We start from the raw sequence: 15,424 nt of genomic DNA, 5'->3' as shown, positions 1-15,424 counted from the left end.
GTTAAGTAGAAAATTTATCCTCCTGAGTATCGCAAATTTTATTGATACGTTCAAGATTACCGGTAATGACCTTAATGAGGTCATTATAAATTTTAGACGCACCATATTTTTTTTCATGTTCAGTAATCAAAGGAAGATAAACTTTATTCACTGCTTGCCTTATCTCATCCATCAAGGAAATAAGTTTTTGAGGCCGGATATTGATGTCCTGGGCGAATTCTTTTAATGAATGCTCCTTTACCCTCTCAAGCCGATACGTTTTACCTATAGCCATGGCAAACTTATTGTCCAAAGGATAAACTTGCGTGGACAGTAAATCATAAAAAGGTGCGAATGTTGGGTCATTGCCATGGAGGATGGAAAAGTTTTTTGCGTGTGCATCATGATTTCCAATCAAATAGTTAAATGTCATTATTCGTGCAAAATTCGTTCGGACATCTGTTCCTTGTTTAAAAAGGAATTCATCAACAATTCTTCTGCATTGTAAAAAACCTGGCCCACCACTTTCCTGATATTTTCTATCTGCCGGTAACCCCATGGCCTGGCAAAAATCTTCCTGATGGATACGTATAACTTTTTTCTCTGTTTTTTTTCGATCGTAACGATTTATGACAAAAAGTTCATGGGCACCAATTTTAATCAGCCTCGACTCGGGAACGGGCAATCCTATTTTTTGAGCCAGGTCCATGCAGAATGTCTCATTCCTTTGAATGTCTGGGAAGCCAGCATTTGCGGGTTTTAGAATGTGGGTAGTTGCAGAGCCGGAGGTGAGTGGCAGGTAAAAGTCATTGCCCTCAAAATAAATGGGAAGCTTATCCTGCGCCCCGGCAATCGAAAGCCTGGCTTTTTTCATTTCCGGAAACAACGTAAATTTCCCTGGATCAGCCATTATCTTATCAAGGGTTTCTATCAGTTCTGTATTGATGCACTCGTATTGTCCGGGTGTAAAGTCTATATTATCTCCATCAGGAAGAATTGAAAGGGCTCCAGCACAATCCGCACCAAAGTTTTCAAGAAAGGCGAATGTATCTTTTTTGTCAAATCGATGATTGAAAGCCAGAATCGTTCTGGCATTATTTTCTGGAAGCAAGTTTTCAAAAAAAGCAGTACTGACTGCAGGTGGGTACTGCTTTTCGCTACATGGTAGGGAAAAAGAAATAGGACGGCCAGCATTATCGAGCCAACCCTGGGAATATTGGAATACAACTTTTCCCTTTTGATGCCGTTCCAATGTACCAACAATTTGTTCATCCCAGAAAATTAACAGTCTGTTTTTGTTATTCATCTGTTATCCTTTGGAAAAAACGGATCTATGGTCAAATAGATTTGAATGCCTAAAGCTCTCACCAAATCAAACACTTTATCCATTTGAGTTGTTTCTTTCCCACGTTCGACGTCACTAATAAATTTTACGCTGGTCCCGGTGATATCGGCCAGATCTCCCTGGGTCATATTTTTCTTCTTGCGGATATCTTTTATCGCTTTTCCCATATAGTTGGGTAGACGAACAAGGTAGGGATATCTTAAGTCTGTCAAAGCCTTTCCTTTTTTAACCGTTCGGTATAATTATACAAAAAACGAGTTTTTTAACTGTACGGTTAAAATAACTTTCTGTCAAACATATTTAACCGTGCGGTGAAAAGAAAGAAACGAGATAAATCACAGTATGTTATTGGTTACCGCATGCATACGCTTTCTGCAATTAATCCTTTAACCGGTCACTGTTTTCCATTGGTTTCTCTTATTGGAGCAGCCAATCATCATGATAGCCTGTTTTTAACGCCAGTGATTAAACTTGCCCAGGCATTGGGCATTGATGTGAAGTTGATCACAGCTGACCAAGCCTACCACGATAGTAATGGGTCTGTTCTTGAAAAGACCGGGGTTTATGTCGTAGCACCCCCGTCTGAAAAGGCAAAATTGCCTGACAATGGGTGTTTTCAACCGATACCAACTTTTCATGAGGAGGCTCAAAGGGCAATAGATATTCGCAAAAAAAGATTTTTGGCGATCAGGGAAAAAAGATGCTGGAGTTCGTATACATTGGCTCCGGAGGTGACTCATAAGGGGCACAGCAGCTTACCCCATAAAGATGGTAGCTTCCAACATAAGGATATGGCATTTACACAGAAAGAGGGCCTTTGGGTGGATGACGTTCCGGCCCCCGGATCGACATCGCGTGTCACTTCTGACATGCAGAAAAGCTCTTGGCACTGATACAAAAGGAATTGACATCGGCCAAGATTGGACGGAAAATATTGGAGGAAGCATTGGAATATTGATCTATCCTGAAACTGGGCGGGAAATAAAAACCCTGGTAGGACAGGCAAACAATGCAATGTACAAAGTGAGGGAGGCGGGACGAAACGGATATTGTCTTGACCGGGAAGAACCATGTTGCTTGGACAGGAACATTAACGGTTGATATTGTTGTTACCTATCCCTCATCCTAAAGGAGATTAAATGATTCGAATTGCCGTGCTTTCCCTCTCATTGCTCACAGTAATGTCCGGTGCGGCTGTGGCCCCGGCCATGGCAGACATCATTGCTTTTTTCCCGGATGCATCAGCCCTTTTGGGTAAGATGGTGCTCACCACACCGGCCTTGAGCATTATCCCGGTGGCACTGCTCACCGGCATGCTCAGCAACAGGGTTCCCCGAAAACGGCTAATCTACACCGGCATTTTCTTCTATATTGCTGGCGGGTTCGGAGGAGGCATGGCCGATTCCATTCCGTTTCTGCTATTCATGCGTGCCATTCTCGGCATCGGGGTGGGAATTCTCATGCCACTGTCCACCGGGATCATCGCGGATTTGTGGTCAGGATATGAAAAAACCAAGACCATGGGGTATGCTTCTGCATCCACCAATCTTGGCGGCGTCATCGCGACCTTGCTGTCAGGACTCCTGGCATCCATCAGCTGGCGGGCTTCGTTTTATATCTATCTACTCGGGGTGCCGGTCTGGCTACTGGTCTTTTTCTTTTTGCCGGAGCAGTATCCCAAACAAGCGCAGGAAAAGCAGCCGGGTGATCAGATTCAAATAATGTAACGGTTTTTTGAATCCTCAAATTTTGCCTGTTGAGCGATTTTTAAATAAATAGAATGAGTTAGTCTGAGTATCAAAGATAAGCAAATTTACAAAATAATGTAACGCCATAAAAAAATCTCAAAAACCACCAATAAATCAGGGTTTTGTAAAGACGTTTCGGTTAAATCTGAAATCAACGGATGGATCTGAATGAAGAGAGAACACAGACAGGCCATCCTTCGACTAATCGAAGAGATGACCTGTTTTTAATCAGACAGGTTGTGTTTAAAAATTATTGAGGAGGCAGGTCCGAGATAAATTCCAGGGCAAGATTGACGTCGACAAATTTATAACCCAGTTCTTTTGCCCTGTCTCGGCAGTCTGTACAGATTTCTTCAAACTTTCTCATGTCGCCTTTGACGGCCATATAAATTTGCTCCACGGCTTCTTGCTGGATATCTTTGCAATTTTCAATAAAATCTTCCACTACTATGGGATACAACATGAGGGTTTTCAGTCGGCTGAGTATGTCTGGGTGGTTGCGGCTCAAATAGGTTCTGACATTTGGCTGTCCGGCAAAGACCATGGGTACGCCTGCATCAATGATTCGTTTGAGATATGGCCAGACCCGGGTGTCCAGATCGCTGGCTTCATCAATGATAATAAAGCAGTTGGACAGGTTGCGAATCATTTTCAGGTATTGTGGGGTCCTGCGATAGGTGGCGGTGGTATCATAATTCAATTCTTTTAATATGGCAGCCAGGATTTCGTGTATGTTGAACAAGGACTCCACCCATACAGCATGAAGCTTTTTAGGCCGCAGCAATTGTAAAAACCGGGTTTTCCCTGCCCCGAAATCACCCTCAATGAGCACACTTTTTCCCCGGTAAATCCGGTTATAGGTGGCGCTCAGATAAGATATCCGGCGCTTATCACTGATAAAATCTTCTTTCATGTTAAATCCCCGTTGGTTGCATAAGTGACGATGTGATTCGAACCCATCGATCTTTCACAATCCAGAATGAATGCACGGAACAATGCCGTCCCTTTTTCTGTCTCCGGCTGCCTCATTCTTTTGGTGTATACCGCATAGCGTGATTGATTATGATGAAAAACCTGTTTGGCCCGGGCGAGGGTGAGGCCCTTGTGATAAACCTCAATCAAGGTGGACCGGCAAACGGCTATGTTGTGTTCTTCCAAAAGAGTGATGATTCTGTCGAGCTCATCAGGCTGCACTTTTTCCGAAAACTCGGCCGGTTTCTCAAAAGGCTGTCGGGCAAGGGCTTCCCCCAGCAGTATGCCATCCTCCCCCTGCTCAAAAATGAAAAGCTTGTCCCTGTATATGGAAATCTGTACCGGTGTACTTTTATGCCTGCTGAATATCTCCGCACCACAGGTCACATGGTAATCCCGATTTTTGTGCCGAATGGTTCTTTTTTTTGACACCGTGGCTTTGATTTTTCTGAAGCCGTATTTCACATATTCCTGTACTTGATCCGGGGTAAAGGTCAGGGGATCAGCCTGGATCACTAAAAAAGCATCTAACTTTTGAGCCGGAATCCATTCACGGATTTCAGCTTTCTCGCTAAAATAATGTTTGTTGTTGTTATGTTCGTTGCGATACTCCTCGATCAAAGGGCCCTCTTTCAACTCCTTGAGGGTGATATCAAGGAGGGTCACCGTGATCTTCTCTTTTTTCCCGCGATTAAAAATAGTGCCGGCAACTGTGTCGCAGATCCTGTCTTCAAACGCCTTGATAATTTTTATCTCAAAGTTATGCAGGCTCCGGTGGGACGACTCAAGATGGGCCTTGTCTTTGGGAGCATGCGGCCTTGCAAAATCCGATGCCATATAAAATCCGCCGGGTGTAGAATGCTTCAGATTCAGGGCATTTACGGCTCTCTTGAGATTTAAAAAACCTTTTGCCTGGTCAGGTCTGAATCGAACTTTTTGTTGGGGAAACGGTGTGCTTAATAAAAACTGGGTAAAAAGATCCACAGAATTCAGGCTGCTTTCGGTAAAATAAGCATCCAAAACAAACATATGCCGGGAGCCGGTATCAAAGATCTCTATAACCTGGGGTGTTTGCCAGTTGTTGTTTTCATTTCTGATTTTTAAATATCGGAACCGGCATCCGTCCATCTGGATCAGACAAAATACCGGTTCCGGATTAAAGGCCTTGGGTGGCCGGGGCTCATCTTGATAATCCTCTTTTTCCAGATAGAATTTGAGATTTTCCCTCTTGGCACATCGCCTGAGCGCCGGAAGGCTGATGGATTTGCCCAGCTCTTTCTCAAGCCAGTAGTGGTAATTTTTAATGGTCCTGGCCTTCCGGGTGATAAAAATAAATTCCTGGGATGATGGGTCACTGGAGGTCTTGACCATTTCGATAAATCGTTTTCTGGTTTGTTCGTCGATGGAACGGGGACGTCCGCTGCATTTTCTGCCCTCCATGATCCCTTTTTCAACCAGTAAGAGGGGAGCGGGGATGATGCCCGTTTTCTTATACTGGTCCTTGTAGTATTTTTTGCTCCTTCTTTTGGCAGATCCGGTTTTGTTCATGATTTTTCTGTGAAGCAGCAAATGAAAGCGGTCATCAATGCTCAGGTTGTCCATTATCCGTCCCCCTTTGACAGGATCTTTTCCCGCATAACCCGGTTCCACAACAAAGCCGCCTGCCTGGAAGTTTTCTGCCAATGATCATGCTGGGCTACCCGAACCTGTTCCAGCATGGCATTTACTGCGGCCAGGTATTCGTCTGTAATCCGTTCAGTCAGATCCGGTTTGCTTTGTGGTTGGGGTTTCCGGGAATCAATGAATCTTCTGATGTTCAGTGCGCTCGACTCAACACCGCTGTTTATGAAATCCTTCCAGGTCTTGCGTTGCTCATCAGGCGCCAGTTGAGCCAGGGGGCGGACTTGGGATTCATTGGCAGGCATCCTGTCCCCAATTGGCGACAAATTGTGGATGACTTCATAGGATTTAATCAGGCGGTATGCCTGGGATCTGCCCATATCCCACCTTGTCCTGGCATACGCCTCAAACGTATCGAACAGGGCCTGCCTGTACAGACGTCCATCTCTTATTGCTTTCAATGCCCGGCCAATTTGGCAAAAACGCTCCTGGTTGCGGGCAATGAGTGTCTCCAATTCAATTAATCGATCCATTGTTACCGTCCCCCTGGGATAGGGCGGCCGATACCGGCGACAATCCCGGCCAAAGCCCCTGCCGGAATATGGGGAGGCACAGGCAGTTCTTGCAGGTACAAGACACTGTCCCGGAATCCATATTTTCTGACCACCATGACAAGATCGATGGTGTTGAAATTTTTTTCACACCGGAAGCACCTGGCCAGGTTGGTGGCCGGATTTACTGCGGTTTGAAATTCGTTACACAAGGGGCATAAAAAACGAAAAAAGCCGTCCCTGATTTTCGACGGGATCTGTAAATGATCCCTGATCAGTATATCCACAGGAATGTTGTTTCGCAGTTTAAATAATTCACGGGATGAGAATCTCTTCGTCATGGTGGCACCTCACTTATTTTGAATTTTCAGATACCTTCTCTTATATCCCAGGTACGGATTGCTGTCTGTTGTCTCTTAAACAGTCAACGGTATTAGTCTGACGAAATCTCCTTTAATTCTCAATAGGTTACGCTTATGATGCCTCTTAAAATCAATAACGGATTAGTCTGTCGAGTTTTATTTATATTCCAAGGGTTTATCTCAACCATGTCTCTTGAAATGCCCCAGTGATTAGTCGGCTTTGTCAAAATCAGGATTTCACGGCATTTTATCAGATTTTTATTAATATTTATGGGGATTTATAGATTCTACCGTGGGTGATGATCTGGCTGGCCAGATATTGAATAATGACGGCAGGCTTTATCCCATACTCTGCCACAATGACATCCATCGGCAGAACAGGCTTTGTCTGTCTTTGTAATGAAATTACCGCACTTGCTGAATTAGATGTGAACTCAATCTCAGCCTTTTCAAGTTTTTTGGTCAGGTAGTTGTTTTTATAATCGGCTTTGTTTTTCCTGTTTAAATTTTCACATTGCCTCCGATGGAGTTCTTTTCGGCAGGCTGGGCTGCAAGTTTTCTGCCGTCCCTTTTGTCTCACATCCGGCTGAAACCATTTTCGGCAAATAGAACAAGGGCGTTTTCCACGGGAATTTTTTGCCATTCTATCTTCTCCAAGATTTAAGTCTGATAGAATAGAATGACAAAATTTTATTCTGTTGTGAATCGACGGCGGGATATCAGCGGGGTAAGCGGGGTATGACGAATTAATTTTATTGGCGGGGTATAGCGGCGGGGTAGCGTGATAGCGAGTTACATTTTTTCGTCATTGATCGGCGGGGTAAGCGTTACACTTTTTGAATCTTAGCAGCCGGGAAAGGCCGCTGGCAATCTTGGCTTCTATGCCCTTTGGGGAATCGGGATGTTTTTGCTCATGACGGCCTTTTACACCATTCCAGTAAACATTGCCCTGTACCTCCAGGAAAATGGCCTTGGAGACTCCCGGATGGCAGGATTTGCCATGGCCGTTATGACAGCTTCCTCGTTTTTAACCGGTCTTGCCTTTGGTCGTCTGAATAAACGTATCGGCCAATGGCTTCCGACATTAAGCTTAAGTGGATTTGCCATCTCTTTTTACGGCCTATCAGCCTATCCTTCCATTGTTTTGCTGTTTTGTTTTCTCATTTTAAATGGCATTGCTTTTGGTATTCTGGTGCCGTCTATCATGAATGGCGTAACCCGAAAAACTGCAACATCTTCAGGCACGGCTGGCACTTCGGTGGTCACCAGTTTTCTGTTTGCCGGCCAGTTTGCAAGTCCTCTGCTTACCGGTGGGGTCTCCGTACTCATTTTTGGTCCAGGCACTGCCAACATCTTTTTAACTCTGGCTTTTGGGATCGGCACAGCTGCGGTCCTGGCACTATTGGCAAAATTGATTTCCCCCAACCCATCCGAGCAGGATTAGACGTCCTTTTTTTATTTATATATTGCGAATTCAAGGCCTTCGGCCCAGCATCGGTTTTCGACAATTACATAATCATGGTAACCGGTCTCAGCTAGGGTCGGTTGACCGTTTTTATAATAAGTCCCCACCTTCAGGATGAATCCCCCAAGAAGAATCTTTCGGATACCCTTTGGAGGGGTATCAAAAAATAGGCGGTGGATTTGGGGGGACAGGGAGCTTGCCTTTTTCAAAGGAAATCGGGTATTGTTCAGGTGGCTTTTAAACCTCGTCTGATCATGGAGTTAATGGCCCTTTTCATGGTACAGGTTTGTGTCGTGGACTTTCTCGACCGGAAGCCTATTTCAATGGCCCGGTCCCAGATCCACGACCCGGCAAATCCTGGTAATGAAAAAGAAGGCGATAGGCCCAGGCTTATGGCTTGAAAGATAAGAATTTGAAATTGCATAAAATTTCGGGGAAAAAAATGGGTATTCGACAAAAAATAAATATCATTTTCATCGGCTTGTTAACCCTTGGTTTGCTATCTGGCTGCGGTTGTCTGCGGGGTGAAACAGCACTGATTCCAATGAAATCGTTTTTTAAAAATCCGGAACAGACCGGGTTCCAGCTTTCTCCGGACGGCACTTCCCTGGCATTCATGAAACCCTGGGAAAACCGGATGAATGTGTTCATCAAAAAAATAGGACAAATCGGAGAGAAAAGGGTAACCCGGTCAACGGCAAGGGATGTTGCCGGCTTTTTCTGGGCCAACAACAATCGTATTGCCTTTCTACAGGACAGGGGCGGCAATGAAAATTTTCACCTGTTTGCCGTGGACATTGATGGAAGCAACCTAAAGGAGTTGACCCCCTTTGAAGATGTCCGGGTCAATATTGTTGACGACCTGGAAGAAATCAAAGATGAGATGCTCATCGGCATGAACAGGAGAGACCCCCGTGTGTTTGATGTATACCGCATCAACATTGATACCGGAAGGATGGAGATGATTGCCGAAAATCCGGGAAACATCCAGGGATGGCTCACGGACAATGATGGCCGGCTCAGAATAGCAATGGCCACAGATGGTGTTAACCAATCTTTGCTGTACAGGGAAACAGAAAAAGAGCCGTTTAAAACCATTGTTACAACAAATTTTAAAGAGAAACTGTCCCCTTTGTTTTTCACCTATGACAACCGGTTTGTCTATATGGCATCCAACCTTGGCCGGGACAAAACCGCTGTTTACAAATATGATATTGCTGACAATAAAGCGTTGGAATTGATCTATGAACACCCAGATGTCGATGTTTCTCATCTTTTGAGAAGCAAAAAGCGCCATAAAATTACCGGGGTGGCCTATGTGACGGACAAACGCCATTATCATTTTTTTGATGACCAAAGAGGGGCGCTCCAGGCAGACCTGGAAAAACGCCTTCCCGGCTATGAAGTCAATATTGCCAGCAGCAGCCGGGATGAAACCAGAATACTGGTGAGAACTTACAGTGACAAATCTTTGGGGGCCTACTATTTTTATGATTTAATCACCAAAAAATTCATAAAGATAGCGGATGTGAGTCCATGGCTGGATGAAAAAACAATGTGCGATCAGAAACCGATCTCCTATGAATCCCGTGATGGGCTGACCATCCATGGCTACCTGACCCTTCCCAAGGGGGGAGCACAGAATCTTCCGGTGGTTGTGAATCCCCATGGTGGCCCCTGGGCAAGGGATTACTGGGGCTTTAATGCCGAAACTCAGTTTCTGGCTAACCGTGGATATGCCGTGCTGCAGATGAATTTCAGGGGCTCGACCGGCTATGGTAAGGCTTTCTGGCAGGCTGGCTTTAAAAAATGGGGAAAAGAGATGCAGGACGACATCTCTGACGGTGTGGCCTGGCTGATAGACCAGGGGATTGCCGATCCGGCCAGGATCGGCATCTATGGCGGTTCCTACGGTGGTTACGCAACCCTTGCGGGAATGGCATTTACCCCGGAGCTCTATGCCTGTGGCGTTGATTATGTGGGCGTTTCCAATATTTTTACCCTGCTTTCAACCCTGCCGCCTTACTGGGAGCCGGGCAGGCAGAAATTTTATGAAATGATTGGTGATCCGGTAAAAGACCGCGCGCTTTTAGAAGCGATATCCCCGGTATTTCATGCAGATAAAATCAAGGCGCCCCTGTTGGTGGCCCAGGGGGCAAATGACCCCAGAGTTAAGAAAGCCGAAGCCGATCAGATTGTCAACGCTTTAAAAAAACACAATATTGAGGTTCACTATATGCTCAAGGAAGATGAAGGCCATGGATTTCATAATGAGGAAAACCGGTTTGATTTCTACCGGGCCATGGAACAATTTTTGGGCAGGCATCTCCAGGGCAGGGTGGAGAAGATTGCAGGGTAAAATTTCCGTTCCCTCAATTTCCATCCCTTATGAATAAAATGTGATTGGTTTTGGTTCCATGACAGAAATAATTTCTGATGATATTAAAAAAGATCTGCACAGGGCTTGCACCCTTCACCAACGGGCAACCTCTGATTACGCACAATGTGAGGCTTTCAGCAAGCTGATGTGTGACCTGCTATCAAGGCTTGAGGATGCAGGATGTTTTGACGTTGCTGATAAAGTAATGAAAGTTCTTCTCGACTGCAATCCCAAAATCGGATCTCACTGTGAAAAAGCCACCGGTGTCAGCAAGGTGATGAAAAAACTTGATGGGATTATCCTGACAGACCCTGCCCACTTCGATGGATAAAGGACCTGAGCGATATAAACAGGGACCGTTTACTGGGTGTGTTTTTTAGGACCGCAAATGAAATAAGTTGACCAGAAATAGCGCCGACCAATCTATAAAATCTGGTGGTTCATATACAAGGCGGATTAAAGGTTCAATAGCAGGCCTATTGGGCCTTTGATGCAACGCGGTAGATGGACCAAAAGGCGAGCAATTTCGGTCAAGTTATAAAATTTGCGATCCTTAGGGTAAAGGACGGTGGATTTGGGGATGGAGCGCTGTCTTGACTAAATTTATTTCTTTGTTTATGGTACTTTTTTGTTGCAACATGTTTGCAACGTTGTATGGCTGTTTATATGATCATGGGCCTAAAAACCGATAAAAAGAACAGGACTTCTCTATGACACGAACTGTAAAATTTCTGACACTGCTTTTTGCGCTGCTTTTGATGACAACAATGACCCAGGCTGAGACAGTAAAACGCTATTCCCTGGCATCTGGGATGATTGAGTACGAGGTGACCGGTGGTGGTAATGTTATGGGTATGATTTCAGAAACCCGCGGGTATGGCACACTCTATTTTAAGAATTACGGTGATGTCACCATGGAAGAGCAAACAACCACAACCACCGTGTCGGGAATGGTGAGTAAGGAAGACAAAGCCCATACCATGAAAAAAATCGATCATGTCACTGTGTATACGGTTGATTTTGAAAGAGAAAAAATTAACAAGGGAACCGACCCCATTGCCAGTCAATATCTTGCTTCGGGTAAAAATATGAGTGTGGACAGTGAAGCGCAGCTGCAAAAAATGGGTGGCAAAAAAATAGGGACTGAAAAGGTCCTGGGCTACTCCTGTGAAGTGTGGAGCCTTATGGGGGGTAAACAATGGCTTTATAAGGGGCAGGTTCCTTTACGGATTGAATCTGAGATGATGGGAATGAAAAGTGGCATGGTCGCTGTTAAAGCAACGTTTAACAAATCCGTTCCCGACAGTAAATTTAAACTACCTGATTACAAGATAGAAGTCTCCCCCGATTATCTGTCCGAGGGGCAGGCATTGCAACAGGGTGAAGAGATGAATGAATTTGGTGCCATGATGGGGGAGATGCAGGCACAGATGAATGCCAATCCCAACATGACTGGAGCGGAACAAACCGCTATGATGATGCAGGCAATGGGTAATTTAGATCAAGATAACAGCCAATTGCAGCGGCAAAAAGAACAGATGCCTAAAATGCTGCAAGGGATGAAACAGATGGAAACCTGCTTGAGCAAAGCATCTTCCCAGGCGGATGCGGACCGCTGTGAAAAAGAATTTTCCCAGCTCACCAGGCAGCTTGGATTAGATGATGATGAGTTTAGCGATGATGAAGATCCTCTTGTGTGGAATGAAAATACGAAAGAACAGGTTCTTTCGGAATTAAAAGAAGGGATTCAAAGCATGGAACAGATGATGCCATGTATTGAAAAAGCACAGAATATGATGGATATGATGAAGTGTAATCCGGGAATGTAACAGCCTATAGGGGTGCACAAGACGTTCAGGCCGGAAAATCCAATTCAATTTCCGGCCTGAAAAAAATTGATGATTACACCCTGTCAATCCAGCCAATCAATTCAAATCTGATCATCAAAAAGCTGCTGAAAGGCAAAGCATACCCGGCCACCTCATTTTAACCGACCAGCTCACCGGCCTTTGACCCGGTCCTGGACGCCGACCTCATGGTCTCCTCGGATAAAATCTTCTTGGGGGCGGACTGCGGGACTATCTGGATTCCCATTCCGTACTCAAAAATTAGAATCATCATTAAGGGCCATGGAAACAATAAAACCAGGCAAAAAGCCTGCATTCTATTGGCGTGTTTTAATTTTTCCATGGTCCTAACCCGATGAAATGTGATGGAGGTCAACGTGTCAATCGCGTTATTTTCAGGCCGGATATATACGGCTGTTGATGAACTGCCAGCAGCAGAAGCCGTACTAATAGAAAAAAATACCATTGTTGCCGTGGGTACCAACTCGGAAATTAAAAAAAAGTGTACCCGGGGTACCCAACAGATAGATCTGGCAGGTAAATTTGTTGCACCGGGGTTTACCGATGCCCATACCCATGTCTGGTCAATGGGACGTCGTTTGTCCATGGTGGATTTAAGGGGCCTGACCTCTTTAGCTGCCTGCCAGGAAGCCATTGCCCGTTCAGCTGATAAGGCATCTCCAGGACAGTGGATCATCGGCAGAAACTGGAATCAGAACATCTGGGACAACGGCCAGGAACCCAATCGCCAGGATCTGGACCGGGTTACCCCGAACAACCCTGCCGTGATGATCCGTATCTGCGGCCATGCAAGCTGGGTGAATTCCCGCGCCCTTGAGCTTGCAGGTGTTACAGCGGATACCCCGGAACCCCAGGGGGGTAAAATTGAGAGGGAACCCGGGACCCAGATACCATCGGGCATTATCCGGGAAACAAGGCAGCTGGTGGAATACCTTTTGCCCGAACCAAGCCCTGAAATGAAAAAACAGGCCTTCTTAAAATGCCAGACATTGTTTTTCCAAAACGGGATCACCTGTGTCCACAGTTTTGAAACCCTGGAAGAATACAAGATCATCAAAGAAATTGAACGATCAGGAAAATTGAAGTTGAGGGTCTATCATTCCCTGCCGCCCGAAGATCTGGAATTATTTGACAAATGGGAAAAGACAACCACCCCCCAGTCAGACCTGCTGTGGCACGGTCATACCAAGCTGTTTGCCGATGGATCACTGGGAGCCCGGTCAGCCTGCCTCCATGGCCCCTATTTGGACACAAACGGCGACCGCGGCATTGCCTGCCTTACCCCCGACCAGATGCAGCAGGACATCGAACATTCCTACAGCATGGGCCGAAGTGTTATTGTCCATGCCATTGGAGACCGAGCCGTGACAGAAACCCTCAATGCCATTGAAGAAGCCCGTAAAAAGTATCCCGGTCCGAAACGGGATCGTATCGAACACATTCAGCTCTGCTGCCTTGAAGATCTGGTACGCATGGGCCAGATGGACATTGCCGCCAGTGTTCAGCCCATGGCTATCCAGACCGACCGGGATGTAGCCGAACGGATCTGGGGCGACCATCGATGCGGGCGGGCCTATGCATGGAAGACCATGGCGGACCAAGGCCTGCGCCTGATTTTTTCTTCTGATGCGCCCATTGAGCCCATTAATCCCATGGCAGCCATCCAGACGGCGGTTACCCGGAAAAGCTTTAACGAGCCCGACGGCCAGAGTTGGCATTCGGAACAATGCCTGTCCGTGGAAACGGCCTTAAAGGGATATTTCGAACATGCCGGCTGGGCCAGTGGCAAGGAGGCGCTTTTCGGCAGTATCCAGCCGGGAAAACGGGCGGACCTGACCATATTAAGCCGGGATCCCCGGTCTGTTGCGGCGGACAAAATCAAAGACATTGCCGTTGAAATGACCATTGTGGATGGCGAAATCGTATTTTTAGGTTTATAGTGTTTTTTCAATGGGGTACAATAAACAAAGGGGATAAAAATGGCATACAAACTGGATGTGGTGGCGCTTACACAAAAACTGGTTGGTTTTAATACGGTTAATCCGCCGGGGAATGAGGCGGAATGCGCCCTTTATCTCGGTGCTATACTTGAGAAAGCAGGTTTCAGGGTGGACTACCATGAATCCTCCCCGGGCAGGTTGGAGCTTGTTGCCCACCTTGGAAATGGGGACACAAAAAGCCCTATCTGTCTTGCCGGCCATCTGGATACGGTTCCCCTTGGACATGAACCATGGACTCTGAATCCCCTGTCTGGTGAGGTAAAGGACGGTAAGCTTTTTGGCAGGGGGTCAAGTGATATGAAGGGTGGTGTTGCAGCCATGGTGGTTGCCGCCGTTGAACTTGCTGAAAGGATCAGGCATTCCTGCGGAATTTCCCTTATTTTTGTAACGGGAGAAGAGACCGGCTGCAACGGTTCTGCCTGGTTGTCAAAAAGACCGGAACTCCTTGGTAAAGCAGGGGCTTTGATCGTTGGAGAACCAACGGATAATATGCCCTTTCTGGGGCACAAGGGGGCCTTTTGGTTAGATGCTGTTTCAAGGGGCAAAAGCGCCCACGGCTCAATGCCCCAAATGGGGGAGAATGCCATCCTCAAGGCGGCAAGGGCCATGCTCAGGCTGGCTCAATTTGATTTTAAAATCTCTGATCATCTGTATATGGGGGCACCCACCCTTAACATCGGCACGGTAAAAGGAGGGATGAATATAAATTCTGTTCCGGATCGAGCCCATTTCTCCATTGATATCAGGCCCATTCCCGGTCTTGCCATTTCCACGCTGTTCAGCCGCCTCAAAGAAGAGGTGAAAGATCTGGCGGATCTTGATATCAGGTTAGGGGTTGAGGGCATCTGGACCGATCCTTCCAATGCCTGGATAAAAGAGGTCTTCGATCTTCTCACTCCCATTCTTGGCAAAAGGCCCGATGCCGCGGCTGCAACCTATTTTACCGATGCAGGTATGCTGGTACCGGGGTTTGGGGGAATTCCTGCCATCATCATGGGACCCGGGCAGGCTGACATGGCCCATCGAACCGATGAGTTCTGCTCTGTTTTTCGTCTGAACCAGGCTGTTGATGCCTATCTTAAGATTTGTGCTGCATGGTGCGGCATATGAGTGTTCCGAAAGTTGAGTAATCAA

At 46.2% G+C, this 15,424-nt stretch carries 17 protein-coding genes; 10 read left to right on the top strand and 7 right to left on the bottom strand.

The annotated features are described in order from the left end of the window. Position 1 precedes the first annotated feature (1 nt). Together HRM2_RS24205 and HRM2_RS24200 are read right to left on the bottom strand one after the other, a co-directional pair. Positions 2–1,285 carry a type II toxin-antitoxin system HipA family toxin gene (locus HRM2_RS24205; RefSeq protein WP_015906649.1) on the bottom strand — a complete coding sequence of 428 codons (1,284 nt, stop codon included), beginning with the start codon at positions 1,283–1,285 and terminating at the stop codon, positions 2–4. Further along, positions 1,282–1,491 (bottom strand): helix-turn-helix domain-containing protein, encoded by a 210-nt coding sequence (locus HRM2_RS24200; protein WP_041274322.1) that lies wholly within the window; start codon positions 1,489–1,491, stop codon positions 1,282–1,284. Before HRM2_RS24200 ends, HRM2_RS24205 begins: the two co-directional genes overlap by 4 nt. 144 nt (positions 1,492–1,635) lie before the next feature. On the opposite strand from HRM2_RS24200, the gene HRM2_RS27985 reads away from it, so the two are divergent. Genes HRM2_RS27985 through HRM2_RS24190 form a run of 3 tightly spaced genes read left to right on the top strand, consistent with a single transcriptional unit; the run spans position 1,636 to position 3,051 of the window. Next, positions 1,636–2,217 carry a hypothetical protein gene (locus HRM2_RS27985; protein ID WP_232364148.1) on the top strand — a complete coding sequence of 194 codons (582 nt, stop codon included), beginning with the start codon at positions 1,636–1,638 and terminating at the stop codon, positions 2,215–2,217. Beyond that, positions 2,150–2,425, top strand: a complete 276-nt coding sequence (locus HRM2_RS28410) for a diguanylate cyclase domain-containing protein (protein ID WP_408605359.1) — start codon at positions 2,150–2,152, stop codon at positions 2,423–2,425. The genes HRM2_RS27985 and HRM2_RS28410 overlap by 68 nt, the downstream gene beginning before the upstream one ends. 38 nt (positions 2,426–2,463) lie before the next feature. Then, positions 2,464–3,051, top strand: a complete 588-nt coding sequence (locus HRM2_RS24190; protein WP_015906645.1) for an MFS transporter — start codon at positions 2,464–2,466, stop codon at positions 3,049–3,051. Positions 3,052–3,322: 271 nt separating this feature from the next. Here the strand turns inward: HRM2_RS24190 and HRM2_RS24185 are convergent, their stop codons facing one another. The 5 genes from HRM2_RS24185 to HRM2_RS24165 form a co-directional block, all read right to left on the bottom strand. Further along, a complete protein-coding gene (locus tag HRM2_RS24185; protein ID WP_015906644.1) occupies positions 3,323–3,985 on the bottom strand; it encodes an ATP-binding protein in 663 nt (220 codons plus the stop codon). Beyond that, positions 3,982–5,646: a hypothetical protein gene (locus HRM2_RS24180; protein WP_015906643.1), complete on the bottom strand. Its 1,665-nt coding sequence runs from the start codon at positions 5,644–5,646 to the stop codon at positions 3,982–3,984. The genes HRM2_RS24185 and HRM2_RS24180 overlap by 4 nt, the downstream gene beginning before the upstream one ends. Then, on the bottom strand, positions 5,646–6,197 hold the full coding sequence (locus tag HRM2_RS24175) for a hypothetical protein (RefSeq protein WP_015906642.1): 552 nt from the start codon (positions 6,195–6,197) through the stop codon (positions 5,646–5,648). Before HRM2_RS24175 ends, HRM2_RS24180 begins: the two co-directional genes overlap by 1 nt. 2 nt (positions 6,198–6,199) lie before the next feature. After that, positions 6,200–6,556, bottom strand: coding sequence for a CHC2 zinc finger domain-containing protein (locus HRM2_RS24170; protein ID WP_015906641.1), 357 nt, complete (start codon positions 6,554–6,556; stop codon positions 6,200–6,202). A gap of 289 nt (positions 6,557–6,845) precedes the next feature. After that, the gene (locus HRM2_RS24165; RefSeq protein ID WP_015906640.1) at positions 6,846–7,220 is read right to left on the bottom strand and encodes a hypothetical protein; all 375 of its coding nucleotides are present in this window, start codon (positions 7,218–7,220) and stop codon (positions 6,846–6,848) included. A gap of 258 nt (positions 7,221–7,478) precedes the next feature. Here HRM2_RS24165 and HRM2_RS24160 point away from each other — a divergent pair, with 258 nt between their 5' ends. From HRM2_RS24160 to HRM2_RS24130, 7 genes are all read left to right on the top strand, one after another. Then, complete coding sequence (locus tag HRM2_RS24160) at positions 7,479–8,021, top strand: MFS transporter (protein ID WP_015906639.1); 543 nt, start codon at positions 7,479–7,481, stop codon at positions 8,019–8,021. A gap of 275 nt (positions 8,022–8,296) precedes the next feature. After that, positions 8,297–8,443 carry a hypothetical protein gene (locus HRM2_RS27270; protein WP_232364147.1) on the top strand — a complete coding sequence of 49 codons (147 nt, stop codon included), beginning with the start codon at positions 8,297–8,299 and terminating at the stop codon, positions 8,441–8,443. 41 nt (positions 8,444–8,484) lie between these two features. After that, positions 8,485–10,401 carry a S9 family peptidase gene (locus HRM2_RS24150; protein ID WP_015906636.1) on the top strand — a complete coding sequence of 639 codons (1,917 nt, stop codon included), beginning with the start codon at positions 8,485–8,487 and terminating at the stop codon, positions 10,399–10,401. 58 nt (positions 10,402–10,459) lie between these two features. Then, positions 10,460–10,753: a hypothetical protein gene (locus HRM2_RS24145; protein ID WP_148214705.1), complete on the top strand. Its 294-nt coding sequence runs from the start codon at positions 10,460–10,462 to the stop codon at positions 10,751–10,753. A gap of 427 nt (positions 10,754–11,180) precedes the next feature. Beyond that, positions 11,181–12,251 carry a hypothetical protein gene (locus HRM2_RS24140; protein WP_232364146.1) on the top strand — a complete coding sequence of 357 codons (1,071 nt, stop codon included), beginning with the start codon at positions 11,181–11,183 and terminating at the stop codon, positions 12,249–12,251. Positions 12,252–12,646: 395 nt separating this feature from the next. Beyond that, positions 12,647–14,230, top strand: a complete 1,584-nt coding sequence (locus HRM2_RS24135; protein ID WP_015906633.1) for an amidohydrolase — start codon at positions 12,647–12,649, stop codon at positions 14,228–14,230. Positions 14,231–14,269: 39 nt separating this feature from the next. After that, a complete protein-coding gene (locus tag HRM2_RS24130; protein ID WP_015906632.1) occupies positions 14,270–15,400 on the top strand; it encodes a M20 family metallopeptidase in 1,131 nt (376 codons plus the stop codon). Positions 15,401–15,424: the final 24 nt, after the last annotated feature.

The sequence above is a fragment of the Desulforapulum autotrophicum HRM2 genome, assembly GCF_000020365.1.
GTDB classification, from domain to species: domain Bacteria; phylum Desulfobacterota; class Desulfobacteria; order Desulfobacterales; family Desulfobacteraceae; genus Desulforapulum; species Desulforapulum autotrophicum.
The sequence above is the reverse complement of the archived record's forward strand: the minus strand, read 5'-3'. Positions and strand labels throughout refer to the sequence as shown.

Excerpts from the sequence above, each read along its gene's own strand:
- HRM2_RS24205 (WP_015906649.1), bottom strand. The coding sequence starts at position 1,285 with ATGAATAACAAAAACAGACTGTTAATTTTCTGGGATGAACAAATTGTT.
- HRM2_RS24200 (WP_041274322.1), bottom strand. The coding sequence starts at position 1,491 with ATGGGAAAAGCGATAAAAGATATCCGCAAGAAGAAAAATATGACCCAG.
- HRM2_RS28410 (WP_408605359.1), top strand. The coding sequence starts at position 2,150 with ATGACGTTCCGGCCCCCGGATCGACATCGCGTGTCACTTCTGACATGC.
- HRM2_RS24190 (WP_015906645.1), top strand. The coding sequence starts at position 2,464 with ATGATTCGAATTGCCGTGCTTTCCCTCTCATTGCTCACAGTAATGTCC.
- HRM2_RS24185 (WP_015906644.1), bottom strand. The coding sequence starts at position 3,985 with ATGAAAGAAGATTTTATCAGTGATAAGCGCCGGATATCTTATCTGAGC.
- HRM2_RS24180 (WP_015906643.1), bottom strand. The coding sequence starts at position 5,646 with ATGGACAACCTGAGCATTGATGACCGCTTTCATTTGCTGCTTCACAGA.
- HRM2_RS24175 (WP_015906642.1), bottom strand. The coding sequence starts at position 6,197 with ATGGATCGATTAATTGAATTGGAGACACTCATTGCCCGCAACCAGGAG.
- HRM2_RS24170 (WP_015906641.1), bottom strand. The coding sequence starts at position 6,556 with ATGACGAAGAGATTCTCATCCCGTGAATTATTTAAACTGCGAAACAAC.
- HRM2_RS24165 (WP_015906640.1), bottom strand. The coding sequence starts at position 7,220 with ATGGCAAAAAATTCCCGTGGAAAACGCCCTTGTTCTATTTGCCGAAAA.
- HRM2_RS24160 (WP_015906639.1), top strand. The coding sequence starts at position 7,479 with ATGTTTTTGCTCATGACGGCCTTTTACACCATTCCAGTAAACATTGCC.
- HRM2_RS27270 (WP_232364147.1), top strand. The coding sequence starts at position 8,297 with ATGGAGTTAATGGCCCTTTTCATGGTACAGGTTTGTGTCGTGGACTTT.
- HRM2_RS24150 (WP_015906636.1), top strand. The coding sequence starts at position 8,485 with ATGGGTATTCGACAAAAAATAAATATCATTTTCATCGGCTTGTTAACC.
- HRM2_RS24145 (WP_148214705.1), top strand. The coding sequence starts at position 10,460 with ATGACAGAAATAATTTCTGATGATATTAAAAAAGATCTGCACAGGGCT.
- HRM2_RS24140 (WP_232364146.1), top strand. The coding sequence starts at position 11,181 with ATGACAACAATGACCCAGGCTGAGACAGTAAAACGCTATTCCCTGGCA.
- HRM2_RS24130 (WP_015906632.1), top strand. The coding sequence starts at position 14,270 with ATGGCATACAAACTGGATGTGGTGGCGCTTACACAAAAACTGGTTGGT.